This is a genomic window from Photobacterium gaetbulicola (assembly GCF_003025515.1).
Lineage (GTDB): Bacteria > Pseudomonadota > Gammaproteobacteria > Enterobacterales > Vibrionaceae > Photobacterium > Photobacterium gaetbulicola.
The window spans coordinates 21589-38328 of record NZ_PYME01000028.1 but is presented as its reverse complement, the minus strand read 5'-3'; the positions used below and the strand labels follow the sequence as shown (position 1 = coordinate 38328).

The following is a 16740-nucleotide window of genomic DNA, read 5'->3' as shown; positions in this document are numbered from 1 at the left end:
CTATTCCCAGGCAGTCAGCATTTTCGCCAGTAACGCATCAAGCTGTTGCTGCTCCTCCTTTGACAACGCTGTAAGCTTGCGTTGATTGTTTCGGTGCAGCTCCTGAATAATTTCATCTATCAACACCCGGCCTGCCACTGTCAACTGCACCAGTTTGCTGCGTTTGTCTTCGGGATTATCCACCCGCTCAACCCACCCCGCCTTGGTTACCCGTGTCAGTACCTTGGTCAGTCCGCCAGAGCTCAGCAGCATCGAACTGTAGAGCTCGGTGGGCGACAGACAGAAAGGCTCGCCCCCTCTGCGAAGGGTTGCCAACACCCCGAAATCGGCACTTTGCAATGCGTATTGCTCAATCACCTGCGCCAAATCTTGCTGCAAATAGTCATGAAGACGGTGGATACGCAAAATCGGCGGGGAATGTTGCTCAAACGATTCGGGCCAATTTTGTTCGATATTTTTCAGAATATTAGCAACAGTTTCTTGCTTTGCCATCGTTCTACTCCTTCCTAACCCTCCAAATATATCTTGCTGGAAAGATAAATACCATATAATATCTTTCCAGAAAGATAAATAAGAGAGCTATATGAACAAACACATTCCTACATCTTTATTGTTATTACTCGCAGCCGTATTTGCCCTTTCCCCTTTCGCGATTGATAGCTACCTGCCTGCGATCCCCACCATTGCGGGGGATCTCGGCGTCAAGACGTCACTGGTCGCCGTGACTGTGAGTATTTATGTCCTCGGTATGGCCGTCGGCCAGTTAATTGGAGGTCCGTTGTCTGACAGGCTTGGCCGCAAACCCACCATGGTGGCTGGCCTGCTGCTGTTTGCTGCCGGAAGTTTCATGATGGCCGGTGTCGAATCACTGGAAATGCTATGGTCATGGCGTATCGTCCAGGCCCTCGGCGGGGGGATCGCCGTGGTCGGTGTACCGGCAACCATCCGCGACAATGCGGTCGGCAAAGAAGCGGCCCGATTGTTTTCGCTCATTGCCCTGATCATGATGCTGGCTCCTTCCATTGCCCCAACGGTGGGGACACTGATTCTACGCACCCAGAGCTGGCACTGGATTTTCTACCTACTTTGCTTCCTGTCGACCCTGATTGCGCTGAACGCGTTAGTGGTTATGCCCAAGGCAAAACCGGCCAAGAAAGGCAAGGCTTCCGGCGGATACCTGTCCGTCATCAAGGAGCGCCGCGCGTTGGGCTACCTACTGGCACAGGCTTTTGGCTATGCGGTATTAATGACGTTTATTACCAATGCCCCCTTGGCGTATATCGATCACTTCGGGGTTTCAGCCGAGCTATTTTCCGGGCTCTTTATCGCCAATGTGATCGGTATTGTGATCATCAACCGTACCAACACCTTTCTGTTGCGTACCTTTGAGCCATCCACCTTGCTGAAAGTATTTCTGAGCCTGCAGCTGATCGGCGGTATCGTCCTTATCACCAGTCACGTGGCGGCACCGGAAAAATTGTGGTACATCGTTCCGGGCTTCGTGATCTCCATCGCCGCCAACGGCGGGATCATGGCCAACTCCAGCGCTTGTTTCATGCGTTATTACGGCCCAAACGCAGGAGTTGCCTCTGCCCTACTCGGCGCGGTGCAATATGGTGTTGGTGCCGGTGTGAGTGCAATGGCGGCGATGCTGGGCGGGACGTCACTGTGGCCGATGATCATCGCGATGGTCGGCTCTACCGTGATTGCCTTAGCCGGGGCAACTGTCGGTGCTCGGCTGGACACGGGAAACAGCGATGAAGATGCCGCCTCGGCGGTGGCCTCTTGACGCTATGACGACAAAAAAGCCAGAGGGATACCTCTGGCAAAACACGAGCTCGACAACATAGCAATAAAAAAGCAGGCAACTGTAACCCTATTCACGGTGTGGAAGGTTAACCATCATCCCCGCCACCTGAAAAGCTGTTGCCGTCAGGTTTTCTGCTCCGCTAGCCAGCGCCTGGGCCAACGAGCACGGCTTGGACAGCACCGAAAAGCATGCGACGATGCCCACTTGCCGCAATGCATCACAGCCATCGCCAAGCGAGCCGGCCAATGCGACGGTGGGGATCCCCATTGACTGGGCTAATTTGGCGACACCGGCCGGGGTCTTGCCACCAAGGGTTTGACCGTCCACTCTTCCTTCACCGGTTATCACCCAGTCGGCCCCCTGAAGCTGGTCTGGCAGTGAAACCGTTTCGGACACTATGGTTATCCCTGGCTTCAACTCCGCCTGCATGAAAGCAAGCAGGGCCGCCCCCATGCCGCCAGCCGCACCGGAGCCCGGCACGTTGACAACCTGACACCCCAGTTTTTCGGCGATACAGCTGGCATAACAGGTCAGGGCACTGTCTAGCTGCTCGACAATCTCGGGGGTGGCTCCCTTCTGCGGACCAAAAATGGCGGAGGCTCCCCGTACGCCGACCAATGGATTATCAACGTCACATGCCGCGACGACGTCCACTTTGGCCAGCCTTGGATCCAATCCCGCCATGTCAATATCTGCGATTCGGGATAACTGGGCACCACCATGACCAATGGGATAGCGGTACTTATCAAGGAACCTGACACCCAGTGCTTGCATCATCCCTACCCCGCCGTCATTGGTTGCGCTGCCCCCAATCGCGACAATCAACCGTTTGGCGCCGGCATCCAGCGCGGCAGAAATCAACTGCCCAGTCCCGAAACTGGTTGTCAGGCGAGGATCCCGCTGCTCATTGCTTAGCAGCTCTATTCCCGATGCCCGTGCCATTTCAATCACTGCGGTTTCACCATCACCCAGCATGCCAAACTCGGCGTCGACCTGCATATCCGGCAACGGCCCCATCACCGATACCGTTTGGCGATGACCTTGGGTGGCATCTACCAGCGCGTCCAGGGTGCCCTCCCCGCCATCCGCCATCGGCACGCAGACTACCTCACAGGCAGGCAGGCGCTGCAGGATGCCTTTTTTTATCGACCGACACACCTCGGCAGCACTTAAGCTCTCTTTGAATGAATCCGGGGCAATGACTATTTTCATCCACCATCTCCTTTGCAAAACACATTAGCCAAAAACCACAGCGGGCACTACCGTGCCCGCCGTGTTGGTTAGCCCCGAATAGAGTGGTTACTCATATGCTCAAGCGCTTTGATCATCGCAGAGTGATCCCAGCCACTGCCGTCAAGTGCCGCACAAGTGTTGAACAACTCTTGTGCCGTTGCGGTATTGGGCAAGTTCAACTGCAATTCACGGGCGCCACTGAGGGCAAGATTGAGATCTTTTTGGTGCAGCTGGATACGGAAGCCCGGCTCAAAGGTGCCTTTCACCATGCGTTCGCCATGCACTTCAAGAATTTTCGAAGAGGCAAAACCACCCATCAATGCTTCACGGATTTTGGCCGGATTGGCACCTGCCTTTGAGGCAAACAATAGCGCTTCACCAACCGCTTCAATATTGAGTGCCACAATGATCTGGTTAGCGACCTTGCAGGTTTGGCCGTCACCATTGCCGCCCACGAGCGTAATGTTCTGCCCCATCACCTCAAACAGCGGCTTAACCTGCTCAAAAATGTCTTCACGGCCACCGGCCATGATCGATAGCGTTCCGGCCTTGGCACCCACCTCGCCCCCGGAAACAGGAGCATCGACATACCAGGCTCCCAGCGCTTCCACTTTCTCGGCAAAACCCTTGGTGGCCATCGGTGAGATAGAGCTCATATCAACCACGACTTTACCCGGGGCCAACCCTTTGGCCACACCAATATCAGAGAACAGGACCTCTTCAACCTGAGGGGTGTCCGGCACCATGGTAATGATCACTTCGGCCGCTTCCGCAACGGCGGCCGGGGTGGGGCAGGCAAACCCTTTTTCGCCCAGCAATTCCGCTGGCGCAGGCTCGAAGTGTTCGGAGAAATACAAGGTATAACCTGCATCCTGCAGATTCTTCGCCATTGGCTTACCCATGATCCCCGTTCCGATAAATCCGATATTTTTCATCCTACTTTCTCCCTTCCTTAAACTAAATTAAATGCTTTAAGCCAACCCAGACCGGCCTGAGTGCCATTTGCCGGTACGTATTCACAACCAACCCAGCCGCTGTAACCAATATTGTCTAGGTGAGCCAGTAAAAATGGGTAGTTAAGCTCACCGGTACCCGGCTCATGGCGCCCCGGATTATCAGCTAACTGGACATGGCCAATCTGCGCCAGGTGAGTTTCCAGTGTCCGCGCAATATCGCCTTCCATAATCTGCATGTGGTAAATGTCATACTGGTAACGGATGTTGTCAGAGCCAACATCTTCCAGCAGCCCGAGCGCCATACGGGTGTTGGAGACAAAGAAACCGGGGATATCGCGGGTATTAATTGCCTCGACGACAAAAGCGATGCCAGCCGCCTCCAACAACCCGTTGGCAAAGCGCAAGTTGTCGACCAGTACCCGGTAGGCCTCGTCATCGGAAACATGGTCTGGTTTGATCCCGACCAGACAGTTGACCTGGCGGCAGCCCAATACCTGAGCGTACTCGATTGCTTTAGTCACCCCCTGACGAAACTCCCCAACCCGCTCAGGATGACAGGCAATGCCCCGCTCCCCGGCGGCCCAGTTGCCGGCGGGTAAATTGAATAGCACCTGCTGCAGGCCGTGGGCTTCTAGCTGGGCGGCAATATCGGCCGCCGGAAAGTCGTACGGGAACAAGTATTCCACGCCACGGAATCCGGCCTCTGAAGCCGCCTTGAAGCGCTCCATAAAGTCGAGTTCGGTAAATAGCATTGAGAGGTTTGCTGCTAGTTTTGGCATATTCGATGCTCCTTCGTGCTGCGGCTGCCTCAGCCGCAACAAAGTTGAAATAAATGATCTGTCACTCAACGGCGGGGTTATAGGTCTATGGTTTCTTCAAATTCCATCACCTTATCGATATCCGGCCCCATCGCGATATTGGTCACACGCTCGGTCAGCACCTCGACAACAACAGGCACCTTGTACTTCTGAACCCACTCTTTCGCCTGCTCCAGCGCCGGGCCGATATCTTGCGGCTCATCAACACGGATGGCTTTACAGCCCAGCCCCTCAACCACGCGCTTGTGATCCACGCCGTACTCTTTCACTTCCGGCGCATTCTGGTTTTCAAACGAAAGCTGAACGCAGTAATCAATATCGAAGGCGCGCTGGGCCTGGCGGATCAGCCCCAAATAGGCGTTGTTGATCAGCACATGGATATACGGCAGATTGAACTGCGCCCCCACCGCCAGCTCCTCGATCAAAAACTGGAAATCGTAATCTCCCGAGATGGCAACAACCGGCTTGGTCGGATCGGCTTTCACAACCCCAAGAGCAGCAGGCATCGTCCAACCAAGCGGACCGGCCTGGCAGGCATTGATCCAGTGTCTCGGCTGGTGAATATGCAAGAACTGGTTCGCTGCGATCTGCGCCAGGCCAATAGTCGACACATAGCGTGTCTCTGGACCAAACGCCTTATTCATTTCGTGGTAAATGCGCTGGGGCTTGACCGGCGTACAGTCAAAGTCTTCACGGCGGAGCATGGTGCGCTTGCGTTCGGCACAACTCGCCACCCACTCAGTACGGTCTTTCAGATCGCCCTTTGCCTTCATCTCCTGCGCAGCTTCGATAAATGCCGAAAGCGCGTCATGGGCATCGGAGGCGATACCCAGATCCGGCGAGAAAACACGCCCAATCTGGGTCGGTTCGATATCGACATGAATGAACTTACGCCCTTCGGTGTAGGTTTTCAGATCGCCCGTATGGCGATTGGCCCAACGGTTGCCGATACCAAACACAAAATCCGACTCAAGGTAGGTGGCGTTGCCGTAGCGATGGTTGGCCTGACACCCCATTCGCCCTGCCATTAGCGGGTGTTCGTCCGACAGTGATCCCCAGCCACGCAGTGTCTGGATCACCGGAACGTTGACCAACTCTGCGAATTCGCGCAGCAAGGCTGAAGCATCAGCATTGATGATCCCGCCACCGGCGACCAAAACAGGTTTTTCCGCCTCGTTCAGCATGGCCAGCGCAGCCTGGGCCTGCGCTTTGGTCGCCGATGTCTTGGCTGGCGCCATTGGTTGATAGAGATCAATATCAAACTCAATTTCGGTCATCTGCACATCAATCGGCAAATCCAGCAGGACAGGGCCAGGACGGCCCGAGCGCATTTCATAGAAGGCCTTCTGGAACGTCCCTGGTACCTGGCCAGCTTCGCGGATCGTCACCGCCATCTTGGTAACCGGCTTGGCTATCGCTTCGATATCAACGGCCTGGAAGTCCTCTTTGTGAAGCTTGGCAACCGGTGCTTGGCCTGTGATACAAAGGATCGGGATCGAGTCTGCAGAGGCCGAGTACAGGCCGGTGATCATATCGGTGCCCGCAGGGCCCGATGTGCCGATACACAGACCGATATTCCCCGGAGCGGTTCGGGTATAACCCTCTGCCATATGTGATGCCCCTTCGACATGCCTTGCCAGCACATGCTCAATACCGCCAATTTTTTTCAGTGCGGCATACATCGGGTTGATGGCAGCCCCGGGAACACCAAATGCCGTATCGACGCCTTCTTTCTTTAAAATTAATACCGCCGCCTCTATTGCTCGCATTTTTGCCATAATATGTATTCTCCTAATCCAGGATGAAATTTTTCCTATTCAAACAGGATGAATTGATTTTTAAATGTTATTAAAAACTAATGGTATAATTAGTCGATAAATGCTTAACAATACAATTATCTTCACCGGCACGGTCAATGGTTAAAAAGTCTGTTTCTTGGTTCTTAGCAAACAGCAAATAATGCCAAACATTGCGGTGATAATTAATTCCTTGATTTCCATTAGTAACAAAGGCGCGTAAAGTCGACTCATCAATATTCTCATCCCCCTTTGCCACTATGACAATAAAGCGCTCACCCTTTAGTGGGAAGAATGCCTGACTGCCTTTAGGGTGTTTTTCCAATAAATCAAATGAGATACCCTTCTCAAACCCAGCGGCTCGCACAATACTGATCAATGGTGACGATTCATCTGATACATCAATGGCTCCAAGCCCATGAAAGCGCTGCCCAGAGCGATTATTGATATAGAAGAAATCGGAGTTATCCGTCTCCAACACATCACCAAAAGGGGCAAATGCCTCTTTGGTGAGAGGCTCTACTATTAGTTCTCGCATAATTAAAGTTACCTGATTTAATTGCCAAATTCATTTAAAGGGTTAACCGTTATTAAACGACTAACAATCATCCCCGGCATATTCCCTTTTCTGACAATTATAAAAACAGACATTCACCTTAAAATACTTGAGCTAGAGCACACTTTTTTTTCTCGCTACTTTTTTCAAACAATACGAAATCATTTAATAAAAATAATTTATTATTCTCATGGTTAAGGCAATTATCAAAATTAAATTAAAATTAATTAGGCTATTAAATAAAAAAGGTGAGCTTTTCAGCTCACCTTTTCTCACAATTATGGCATCTGCGCCATCACATTATCTAAACAGGTTAAACCGTTAGCGCTTTACTCCCCGCAGCTTGCTTTTTTTTATAGCCAAGAGCAATCGTCAAGCTAAACGCAACGGCAAAGGCAATCACCATACCCAACACATAGGATACGACCGAGGTCGGCGCAATGGAGATGATGCCCGGCAGACCTGCCGCCCCCAGCGCTGTGGCTTTTACCTTGAACAAGGTAATGAACGCACTCGCAGTTGCCGCACCGATAATAGCGGCAATAAATGGGTAGCGGTATTTCAGGTTAACACCGAACATCGCCGGCTCAGTAATCCCCAACAAGGCCGTGACACCCGATGGCATCGCGATCCCCTTGGCTTTTTTATCTTTGGTCGTCAGGCCATAAGCCAGACAAGCCGCACCTTGCGCAACGTTGGACATCGCTGCAATTGGGAAGATAAACGTACCGCCAGTCACCGCAATATCTGCCAGAAGCTGGGTCTCAAATGCAATGAAGCTGTGGTGCATACCGGTGATCACAAACGGCGCGTAAACCAACCCAAATAAAGCACCGCCGATAAAGCCTGCGGACTCGTAAAGCCAGTTAAGGCCATCACCCAACAAGAAACCGGCATCACGGGTGATCGGGCCGACAAGCGTGAAGGTGAGAAAACCGGTGATGAAAATGGCCAGCATCGGAGTCAACAAGTTATCCAATACCGATGGGATAAATTTGCGCAGACCATTCTCAACCTTAGCAAGAATGAAAGCCGACACCAATACCGGCAGTACTGAGCCTTGGTAGCCAACTTTTTCGATCTCAAAACCGAAGATGTTCCATACCGGGATATTGCCGCTAACACTGGCACCACCGAAGCCCCAGCCGTTCAACAGGTCTGGGTGAACCATCAACATACCCAGCGCAGCGCCAAGGAAGGGGTTACCGCCAAATTTCTTCGATGCCGAGAATGCCAGTAAAACAGGGAGATAAACAAATGGGGCGTTGGCAAACGTATTGATCATCGATGCCAGATCGGCCATTCCCGGATAGGCTTCAATGAGTGACTGTCCATCAATAAACAGGCCCTGTGCGGTCAGCAGGTTAAAGATCCCCATCAACAGACCACCCGCGACAATGGCCGGGATGATCGGCACGAAAATATCGGACAGGCCCTTCACTGCACGCTGAACAACGTTCTGTTTTTGTGCGCCAGCAGAAGCCACCTCTTTTGTCGACATCTCTGTCTGACCTGTCTCTGCTGTCATCGCCGCATACACTTGGTTAACGATACCAGAACCAAAGATCACCTGGATTTGTCCGGCCACCTGGAATTGGCCTTTTACCCCTTCGATGTCATCGATTGCTTGCAAGTCAGCCTTGCTCTCGTCATGCAAAGCCAAACGCAAGCGCGTCGCACAGTGTGCCGCTGCTGCAATGTTTTCTTTTCCACCAAGCTTTTCAATAAGTTGCTTGGCAATCATCGGAAAGTCCATCTTTCTACCCCCGTCGCGAATGCTCTTCACGCTCAGACATTTAAATTCCACCCTCAGCATGCCTGCTGGTATGGGTACATGTTATTAAAATCATTTCGGCTCCCGGAAAGTCACAAGGTGTGCCATTCGGCTTAGCAGGTGTTGGGACTGCTCACATTGCCAACTCCAATCGAACCAAGTCCAGTTACCTTGAACCTAAGTAGCTCGAGTTGATTTCGGGAACGTTACCGAAACAGTTTTTACGATAGAGTCAGGTGCCGTCAAGCTGTGGTTTAATCAGTGTGAGGGCGATCGATAATTATGGCTATCTCGCACAATCAAATGTGATCAAGATCACCTTAACAGGGTAATCACTAGCACAGTGATTGCAATGCATCCCTAGTTTGCAGGATCATCGAGGGTAACCAAGGAGTTATGTATGGCAAGCCTACACGATGTAGCCCGACTTGCCGGGGTATCGAAATCAACGGTTTCCCGGGTGATCAACGACGAATATGGCGTTAAAGAAGCCACAAAAATCAAAGTAAAACGTGCGATTGAGGAATGCGGCTACGTAGTCAACCAAGTAGCAAAAGATTTAAAATCTAATAAAACCAACCTGATAGGAATTATTGTTCCCCGCGTCGCCTCTAATGCCACCTCGCAAGGTGTCGATGGATTGAGTGAAATCTTCGAACAAGCTGGCAAACAAGTACTGCTGGCTAACAGCCGTCTGGAGGCAGGCAAGGAGCTGCAATACATTGAACTGTTCAACCAGAAACGGGTTGAGGGTATCGTGATGTTTGCTACCCACATCGATGAGCAGCTAGTCACAGCCATCAAGCGATCCAAGGCGCCAGTGGTGCTAATCGGTCAGGACGGCTCCAGTTTCAACATCCCCAGTGTCATCCACGATGACTACCGGGTGGGATATTGTGCTGGCGAGATTTTGAACCAAGCAGGCTGCAAGCATATCGGCTTTCTCGGGGTACAAAGCGATGATATCGCTGTCGACCAGCAACGCTTCGACGGTTTTAGCCGCGCCTTGAGCCATATGGCAGCCGAGCCACCTAAGTTCCATTGCCAAGGGCAATTCTCAATAGCCTCAGGGCGCCAGGAAATGGCAAATATTTTGTCTAAAAATCATAAAGTTGACGGCGTTTTTTGCGCAACCGACCGTATCGCAATCGGTGCGATGCAAGCCATTGCCGCAGCCGGACTAGTGCCCGGTGAAGACATCAAGGTGATCGGTGTCGGTAACGATGAAATGGCCTCTGTCGTAACACCAGGCCTGTCTACTTTTGCCTATGGCTTCGAGCCTGCAGGCAACAATGCCGCCAAAATGCTGCTGGAAATCATTGAGCAAGGCCGCAGCCAGGTGTCCAAACTGGTACTGGGCTTTGACTGGATCCCGCGCGAAAGCGCTTGATAACCAGCCTTCATTCCTTACCCACCGCCAGCACCAAAAAGCGATCCAACGCACAGTTTTCGTCATAAAGGGGAGCAAATACAGCGCTCCTCTTGCACTGATTGCTGCATTTTTTGTATTTTTGGAACGTTCCCGAAATTATCAAACAAACTGGTTAAGGCCTCAACCCCATGACACTGACAGATATCCTTGCTGCCTGCGGCGGCCCCAACAACCTCTTGCGTGCGCTGCGCGTCGAGCAACAGGTGATTCTGGAACTTAAGGATCCTGAGCTTCGCTCCGATCTTGCACGTGTGTTGCCATTCCACAGCAGCCTCAATCAGGTAGCCTGGACGCCGGAAGTGCCTTTATGTCAGGCTGACTGGGAGCAGCTCGGGCGTATTATCGAGCAAAACCAGCGCACTCAACTTGCGGCAGTGTGCGAGATCACCCAGTCACCGCACCGGCCGCTGTGGCATATTGCCCCACCGCAGGGTCTGCTCAACGATCCTAACGGCTTCACCTACCACAATGGCGAATACCACCTTTTCTACCAGCTCTACCCTTTTGGCTGTGTGCACAAAGACAAGTACTGGGCCCATGTCACCAGTTCCGATCTGGTTAATTGGCAAAGCCAGCCGATGGCGCTCTACCCATCGGATTGGTTCGACAGCCATGGGGTGTTCTCTGGCCATGCTGTCAGTACCGACGATGAACTGATGCTGTTCTACACCGGCAATGTCCGGATTGGCGAGCAGCGCCAGCGCATTACCACCCAGTGCCTGGCCACCTCGAGCGATGGTATCAATTTCACCAAACACGGACCGGTGATTGACAGCCTACCGCCTTCAGTCACTCCCCATTGCCGCGATCCGAAACTGGTAAAAAATGGCGATCACTGGCTGATGCTATTGGGAGCCCAGCAAGAAACTGATGAAGGCCAACTGCTTGGCCGCCTGGCAATTTACCGCTCTTTTGATTTACGCCAGTGGGAGTTTGTTTCACTGACTGGTAGCGAGCTCAATGACTTCGGCTACATGTGGGAGTGCCCGGACCTATTCGAAATGGGCGAGCAACTGGTTGCCATTATCTGCCCTCAAGGCATCGAAGCCGATAGTCACTACCATAACGTCCCGCACCATAACGGCTACCTGCAAGCCAGCTTGGATGAGAATGATCGGCTTGAATTATCAGAGTTCTACACGCTGGATCACGGCTTCGACTTTTATGCCCCGCAGTCGACACAGGCACCAGACGGCCGCCGCCTGATGATAGGTTGGATGGGACTGCCAGATGAAATCAACCAGCCAAGTGTTAAAGACAAATGGCTCCACCAGCTCACCTGCCTGCGAGAGCTATCTTGGCAAAACGGTAAGCTGTATCAGCAGCCTGCCCGTGAGTTGCAGCAACTTCGCGGCGAAACACAGAGCTTTAACCTCGAGGCTAACAATGAAAAGTCTTCGTTGGATCTGGGGAGCAAGAGCTTCGAATTGCAAACGATCTTACCGTGGCCGGCATCGGGGCAAACCACCCTGCGGGTGATGGACAACGGCAGCGAGTACTGCGACATCATCCTTGATGCCGACCAACAGCGGATCCGCCTAGATCGCAGCCATGCCCAGCCAACCGACGGTGAAACCATCCGTGAATTGCCTTGGCCACACAGCCAAGCTGTTGAACTGCAGCTTCTGGCTGACAACTCATCGCTAGAGCTCTTTATCAATCAAGGCGAGTTTGCCATGACAGCCCGTGTATTTACCGCTCAAGATGCCACCGCTGTTCGGCTGATTAGCGATGAACCCGTTTCTATTGATGCTAAAGCGTGGTTGTTAAGCTAGAGCGGAATCATTCCCCCCTATACCATGGCTACCTGAAGGGTTTTTCCTGCGTTTCTAGGGTAGCCATGGCCCCTCACCAAACTCACACACCTGCTAAGATCGGCTAACAGATAGAAAAACAACGACTCTGCATCAACTATACTGTTTTCAGTTCCCTTACAGCGAAAGACTTAACCAGTCACTGCAGGTAGACGTTTTGAAAACAGACAACAAAGTCATCGTTGGATGGCGAGAGTGGGTTAGCTTACCTCAACTAGGTATTGAGCGAATCAAGGCCAAGGTCGATACCGGGGCTCGGACATCCTGTTTACATACCTTTGCTATCGAAGAGTTTCGCCACAACAATCAGCAATGGCTGCGCTTTTGGGTACACCCAATCCAAGCAAACACCGATGTTGTTGTTCAGTGCGAGTCCCGCGTGATCGATCAGAGGCTCGTCCGAGATTCCGGCGGGCATGAAACACAACGTTATATCATCCGTACGGAATTGGTTGCTGGTAACTCCTCTTTTCCCATAGAGATGACTCTCACTCCCAGGGACAACATGAGATTTCGCATGTTGATCGGTCGAACGGCTCTTCATTCACGCATGATTGTCGATCCTGGCAAGTCTTTCTTATTATCAAAGGAGTAAGTTGTTGTGAAAATAGGTATTTTATCCCGCAATAAAGATCTTTACTCAACACGTCGCCTTATCGAATCGTGCCAAGAGCGCGGGCATGAATACAAAATCATCGATGTACTTCGCTGCTACATGAACATCAATTCCACTTCGCCTTCGATTCACCTCAAGGGCGATGAGCTTGCAGGCTTTGATGCCATTATTCCTCGCATCGGCGCATCGGTGACTTTTTATGGTTGTGCGGTGTTACGGCAGTTCGAAATGATGGGAGTGTTTCCGGTCAATGAATCCGTCGCCATCACCCGCTCTCGGGATAAATTGCGTTCTCTGCAATTACTTTCCCGTAAAAATATCGGCATGCCGATCACAGGCTTTGCCAGCAAGCCCGGCGATATCAAAGATTTAATTCACATGGTTGGTGGCGCTCCGGTGGTTATAAAACTACTGGAGGGAACCCAGGGCATTGGCGTTGTCCTTGCCGAAACCCAGAAAGCTGCAGAAAGTGTGCTTGAAGCCTTTATGGGGCTGAGAGCCAACATCATGGTTCAGGAATACATCAAAGAGGCCGGAGGGGCCGATATCCGCTGCTTTGTCATTGGCGATAAAGTCATTGCCGCCATGAAGCGCCAGGCTCAACCCGGAGAGTTTCGCTCCAACCTACACCGCGGTGGGGAAGCCTCTCTGGTGCGCATTACCCCCACAGAAAGAAAAACGGCGGTCGATGCAGCCAAAGTCATGGGCCTGAATGTGGCAGGTGTGGATTTGTTGCGCTCCGAGCGCGGGCCGTTGGTGATGGAGGTGAATTCGTCCCCCGGGCTGGAGGGTATAGAGCTGGCAACCGGTAAGGATGTTGCCGGTATGATCATTGACTACATTGAAAAAAATGCCAAACCCCAGCGGACCCGTACCCGTGGCAAAGGCTAGCCGGAATCAGGCTTTTCAATGCGGCGAGACTCTGGTGCCTCCAGGCAAGAGGGTGAGTGTCGACCTAGAGGTTGCCAGACTATATACCCATGCCAACCTATCTGTCACATTAGAAGTCGTCAATGGCCGTCTCGCCGGGCCGGTACTATTGGTTGATGCTGCTATTCATGGTGATGAATTAAATGGTGTCGAAATTGTGCGTCAGCTTCTGACAAAAATCGACCCCATGAAACTGAAAGGGACCTTAATCGCTGTCCCCGTGGTCAATGTGTTCGGTTTCATCCATAAATCAAGATACTTACCGGACCGGCGGGATCTCAATCGCTGTTTTCCCGGCTCAGCTCGCGGATCTATCGCTGGGCGAATCGCCCATTATTTTTTTACCAATATCGTCATGCAGTGCACCCATGTGATCGACCTCCATACAGCGGCGATCCACCGGACAAACCTCCCGCAAATACGCGCCAACCTCAGTCATCCTATTTCAGCCGAGATGGCGATGGCCTTTGGTACACCGGTAGTGATTGACGCCTCGTTACGTGATGGGTCATTGCGCGCTGAAGCGGAAAAAGCAGGCATTTCTGTTATCACTTATGAAGCAGGAGAAGCATTGCGTTTCGAACCCTTTGCCATCACCGCTGGAATTAGAGGCATTCAAAGGGTCATGCGCCACCTCGGTATGACGGCGCAAGGTAAACTAACACGAGCAAAACCGCCTGTCGTCGCCAGGGCGACCCGATGGATACGAGCTGACTTTGACGGTATTCTCCGCTCGCACGTTACTTTAGGCCAGAGGGTCGAAAAAGATCAAACCCTGGCCATCATTAGCGATCCACTCGGCAGTGACGAGGTAGCCATTAAAGCCCTGCAAGGGGGGATCATCATCGGCCAACAAAGTCTTCCTTTGGTCAACGAAGGAGATGCCATTTATCACCTGGCTTATTTTGAGGAGCCTGACAGTTTCGTCGAGGAAAAGGTTGAGTCGTATTTAGATGATGTCTTGGATGATATGGATAACGAGATCAAATCCGGGATTGGTAAGGCATAGCTTATCGCCCGTCACTTTTCCCAACCATCAGGTTAGCCTGACGCACGCTCCAGCCTAAGTGCTTTACTCCCGGCGACCATAGGTAGTATTAACCAAACAAGGATCTTGCATTAGCGAGATCCTTGCGGGTTTCCAACCGTCCTTTGCTTTGGCAGCTTGGCCTACACAGGCTTTACACTGCTAAGTATTCAGCCAACTGCTTGGCCGTCGGCAGCGCCGTCATGGCGCCTTTGGCAGTGGTTGCAAGCGCACCACAGGCATTGGCTTGCTTGATAATGCCCAGCAACTGGGATTCATCCTGCCAGTTATCAACGCTCACCAAGCCCGCCAGCAAACCGCCGACGAAGGCATCACCGGCACCGGTGGTGTCAACGGGGTTGACAGGTTTCCCGGTAACCAGTTGCTGTTTACCCCCCTGCACCACCAACGCCCCTTTCTTACCTTGCGTCACGATAACCAACGGCAATTGATATTGCTGCTTAAGGTAAGCCAGCGCTGCTTGCAAATCCGTCTGTTCTGTCAGGAACAATAGCTCATCATCAGAAAACTTCACCACATCAGAGAGTGCGACCGCTTGCATCACAACAGGTTTGAGCTCAGAAGGTTGGGCCCAGACTTCTTCACGAAGGTTAGGGTCAAAGGACACATAACCGCCCGCGGCTTTAATTGCTTTCATCGCAGCTAAAGTAGTGCCACGGGAAGGCTCATTAGCCAAGGCTATCGAACAAACGTGGAGCCACTCACCCCGAGCGAAAGCAGGTACATCGTCTTTTGATGTGAATTGATCGGCACTTGGCTTCACCATGAAGGTAAAGCTGCGCTCGCCCTCATCGTCCAGGTCAACAATGACAGTCGAAGTACGGTGCTCTTCATCCAGCTTCATCAGTTCGGTGCCGACGCCTTCGTCAGAAAGCACCTGCTTCATAAAACGGCCCAGCGGATCTTGGCCGACACGGCCGAAAAATGCAGTCTCTCCCCCAAGGCGAGCAATACCCACGGCAACATTTGCCGGTGCGCCGCCAGGACATTTTAGGTATGTCCCCTCGCCTTCGGGGATCAGATCAACCACTGCATCACCTGTGACCCATACTTTTGCCATTCACTTGTCTCCACAACATTTAACTGAGTTAATTATTGCTAAACCGATTTAGCTAAACAACCAAAAAAAGCCTCGGTTCAAAAAAATGTGATCGAACTTAAACTTCTAACCTATCTGCTGGTACTCAGTATGAGTGAATTTCTGGAATCGTTACTCCGAGAAGGGTTTCACGTGTTTGCTGCCAATAATGCAGATAGTCAGCATCTCGAGTGAGCGGTTGCCACCCCAACCCATCCAACAACGAGCTTAAGTGGCATCGAGTCACGCTTTCCAACGAGTCATGACCAATAAGAGACATGCCGAACACCATTGCACGCACCGCGTAAGCGATAGATTCTGCGGTTTTATCCATGGGCAGATCACCGCACTGCTGGGCGGCACAGATTGTTTCAACCAGCAGGTCATTAACTTGCTCTTCCACTTCCGCGTATAGCTCCTGCATGGTGCTGGAGAGTTTAGTGCTGACCAGAGGGTCATTTAGCGACAGGACACAGTAATGTAGCCTCGGATATTTTTCCTGGATAAGCACATACACCAAGGCGCAGCTCAGTATTCTTTCGCGAGTTGAACACTCGCCTTCCAGAACCTGTTGCATCATCGCCTTTTGCAGCTTCAGCGTTTTGACACTCAATGCTGAGATAATGTCTTCTTTGCAACCGAAATGACCATACACAGTCCCTTTCGAGTATTCTGATATGTTTGCCACCTTTTCCATTGTCAGCGCCTGAATACCTTCCTTGAGCAAGATCTCATAGGCAATATCCAAAAATAATGATTCGCGCTGCCGCCTTTCCCTTTCTTTCCTCGTTAATTTACTCATTCCCTTCCATAACTCTGCGTAAAACAATTGCCAAGATAAAGAGATCCAAGCTGCACCTTGTTCCTTCAAAGGTGCAG

15 protein-coding genes are annotated in these 16740 nt (G+C 51.8%); 6 read left to right on the top strand and 9 right to left on the bottom strand.

Annotated features, from left to right (window positions below):
- A complete protein-coding gene (locus C9J03_RS20830; RefSeq protein WP_044621609.1) occupies positions 1 to 492 on the bottom strand; it encodes a MarR family winged helix-turn-helix transcriptional regulator in 492 nt (163 codons plus the stop codon).
- A gap of 91 nt (positions 493 to 583) precedes the next feature.
- On the opposite strand from C9J03_RS20830, the gene C9J03_RS20825 reads away from it, so the two are divergent.
- The gene (locus C9J03_RS20825; protein WP_044621610.1) at positions 584 to 1789 is read left to right on the top strand and encodes a multidrug effflux MFS transporter; all 1206 of its coding nucleotides are present in this window, start codon (positions 584 to 586) and stop codon (positions 1787 to 1789) included.
- A gap of 87 nt (positions 1790 to 1876) precedes the next feature.
- On the opposite strand, the gene C9J03_RS20820 is transcribed toward C9J03_RS20825, so the two are convergent.
- The 6 genes from C9J03_RS20820 to C9J03_RS20795 form a co-directional block, all read right to left on the bottom strand.
- Positions 1877 to 3022, bottom strand: coding sequence for a glycerate kinase (locus C9J03_RS20820; protein WP_044621611.1), 1146 nt, complete (start codon positions 3020 to 3022; stop codon positions 1877 to 1879).
- Between the two features lie 68 nt (positions 3023 to 3090).
- Positions 3091 to 3978 carry a 2-hydroxy-3-oxopropionate reductase gene (locus tag C9J03_RS20815; RefSeq protein WP_044621612.1) on the bottom strand — a complete coding sequence of 296 codons (888 nt, stop codon included), beginning with the start codon at positions 3976 to 3978 and terminating at the stop codon, positions 3091 to 3093.
- Positions 3979 to 3995: 17 nt separating this feature from the next.
- Positions 3996 to 4778, bottom strand: a complete 783-nt coding sequence (hyi, locus tag C9J03_RS20810) for a hydroxypyruvate isomerase (protein WP_044621613.1) — start codon at positions 4776 to 4778, stop codon at positions 3996 to 3998.
- A 77-nt stretch (positions 4779 to 4855) separates the two neighbouring features.
- Positions 4856 to 6595: a glyoxylate carboligase gene (gcl, locus tag C9J03_RS20805; RefSeq protein ID WP_044621614.1), complete on the bottom strand. Its 1740-nt coding sequence runs from the start codon at positions 6593 to 6595 to the stop codon at positions 4856 to 4858.
- 70 nt (positions 6596 to 6665) lie between these two features.
- A complete protein-coding gene (locus C9J03_RS20800) occupies positions 6666 to 7151 on the bottom strand; it encodes an ureidoglycolate lyase (protein ID WP_044621615.1) in 486 nt (161 codons plus the stop codon).
- A gap of 331 nt (positions 7152 to 7482) precedes the next feature.
- The gene (locus tag C9J03_RS20795; protein ID WP_044621616.1) at positions 7483 to 8925 is read right to left on the bottom strand and encodes a sucrose-specific PTS transporter subunit IIBC; all 1443 of its coding nucleotides are present in this window, start codon (positions 8923 to 8925) and stop codon (positions 7483 to 7485) included.
- 418 nt (positions 8926 to 9343) lie between these two features.
- On the opposite strand from C9J03_RS20795, the gene C9J03_RS20790 reads away from it, so the two are divergent.
- The 5 genes from C9J03_RS20790 (at position 9344) to C9J03_RS20770 (ending at position 14744) form a co-directional block, all read left to right on the top strand.
- The gene (locus tag C9J03_RS20790; RefSeq protein ID WP_044621617.1) at positions 9344 to 10333 is read left to right on the top strand and encodes a LacI family DNA-binding transcriptional regulator; all 990 of its coding nucleotides are present in this window, start codon (positions 9344 to 9346) and stop codon (positions 10331 to 10333) included.
- 170 nt (positions 10334 to 10503) lie between these two features.
- Entirely contained in the window at positions 10504 to 12150 is a 1647-nt protein-coding gene (locus C9J03_RS20785; RefSeq protein ID WP_044621618.1) for a glycoside hydrolase family 32 protein, read from the top strand.
- 196 nt (positions 12151 to 12346) lie between these two features.
- Positions 12347 to 12784 (top strand): ATP-dependent zinc protease family protein, encoded by a 438-nt coding sequence (locus C9J03_RS20780; protein ID WP_082008669.1) that lies wholly within the window; start codon positions 12347 to 12349, stop codon positions 12782 to 12784.
- Positions 12785 to 12790: 6 nt separating this feature from the next.
- Complete coding sequence (rimK, locus tag C9J03_RS20775) at positions 12791 to 13696, top strand: 30S ribosomal protein S6--L-glutamate ligase (protein WP_044621619.1); 906 nt, start codon at positions 12791 to 12793, stop codon at positions 13694 to 13696.
- A complete protein-coding gene (locus C9J03_RS20770; RefSeq protein WP_419761182.1) occupies positions 13656 to 14744 on the top strand; it encodes a succinylglutamate desuccinylase/aspartoacylase family protein in 1089 nt (362 codons plus the stop codon). Before rimK ends, C9J03_RS20770 begins: the two co-directional genes overlap by 41 nt.
- A gap of 172 nt (positions 14745 to 14916) precedes the next feature.
- On the opposite strand, the gene C9J03_RS20765 is transcribed toward C9J03_RS20770, so the two are convergent.
- Both C9J03_RS20765 and C9J03_RS20760 read right to left on the bottom strand, forming a co-directional pair.
- On the bottom strand, positions 14917 to 15843 hold the full coding sequence (locus tag C9J03_RS20765; RefSeq protein WP_044621620.1) for an aminoimidazole riboside kinase: 927 nt from the start codon (positions 15841 to 15843) through the stop codon (positions 14917 to 14919).
- Positions 15844 to 15967: 124 nt separating this feature from the next.
- Positions 15968 to 16663 carry a TetR/AcrR family transcriptional regulator gene (locus tag C9J03_RS20760; RefSeq protein ID WP_162845585.1) on the bottom strand — a complete coding sequence of 232 codons (696 nt, stop codon included), beginning with the start codon at positions 16661 to 16663 and terminating at the stop codon, positions 15968 to 15970.
- Positions 16664 to 16740: the final 77 nt, after the last annotated feature.

Coding starts and splice junctions, on each gene's coding strand:
- C9J03_RS20830 (WP_044621609.1), bottom strand. CDS start 492: ATGGCAAAGCAAGAAACTGTTGCTAATATTCTGAAAAATATCGAACAA.
- C9J03_RS20825 (WP_044621610.1), top strand. CDS start 584: ATGAACAAACACATTCCTACATCTTTATTGTTATTACTCGCAGCCGTA.
- C9J03_RS20820 (WP_044621611.1), bottom strand. CDS start 3,022: ATGAAAATAGTCATTGCCCCGGATTCATTCAAAGAGAGCTTAAGTGCT.
- C9J03_RS20815 (WP_044621612.1), bottom strand. CDS start 3,978: ATGAAAAATATCGGATTTATCGGAACGGGGATCATGGGTAAGCCAATG.
- hyi (WP_044621613.1), bottom strand. CDS start 4,778: ATGCCAAAACTAGCAGCAAACCTCTCAATGCTATTTACCGAACTCGAC.
- gcl (WP_044621614.1), bottom strand. CDS start 6,595: ATGGCAAAAATGCGAGCAATAGAGGCGGCGGTATTAATTTTAAAGAAA.
- C9J03_RS20800 (WP_044621615.1), bottom strand. CDS start 7,151: ATGCGAGAACTAATAGTAGAGCCTCTCACCAAAGAGGCATTTGCCCCT.
- C9J03_RS20795 (WP_044621616.1), bottom strand. CDS start 8,925: ATGGACTTTCCGATGATTGCCAAGCAACTTATTGAAAAGCTTGGTGGA.
- C9J03_RS20790 (WP_044621617.1), top strand. CDS start 9,344: ATGGCAAGCCTACACGATGTAGCCCGACTTGCCGGGGTATCGAAATCA.
- C9J03_RS20785 (WP_044621618.1), top strand. CDS start 10,504: ATGACACTGACAGATATCCTTGCTGCCTGCGGCGGCCCCAACAACCTC.
- C9J03_RS20770 (WP_419761182.1), top strand. CDS start 13,656: ATGCCAAACCCCAGCGGACCCGTACCCGTGGCAAAGGCTAGCCGGAAT.
- C9J03_RS20765 (WP_044621620.1), bottom strand. CDS start 15,843: ATGGCAAAAGTATGGGTCACAGGTGATGCAGTGGTTGATCTGATCCCC.
- C9J03_RS20760 (WP_162845585.1), bottom strand. CDS start 16,663: ATGAGTAAATTAACGAGGAAAGAAAGGGAAAGGCGGCAGCGCGAATCA.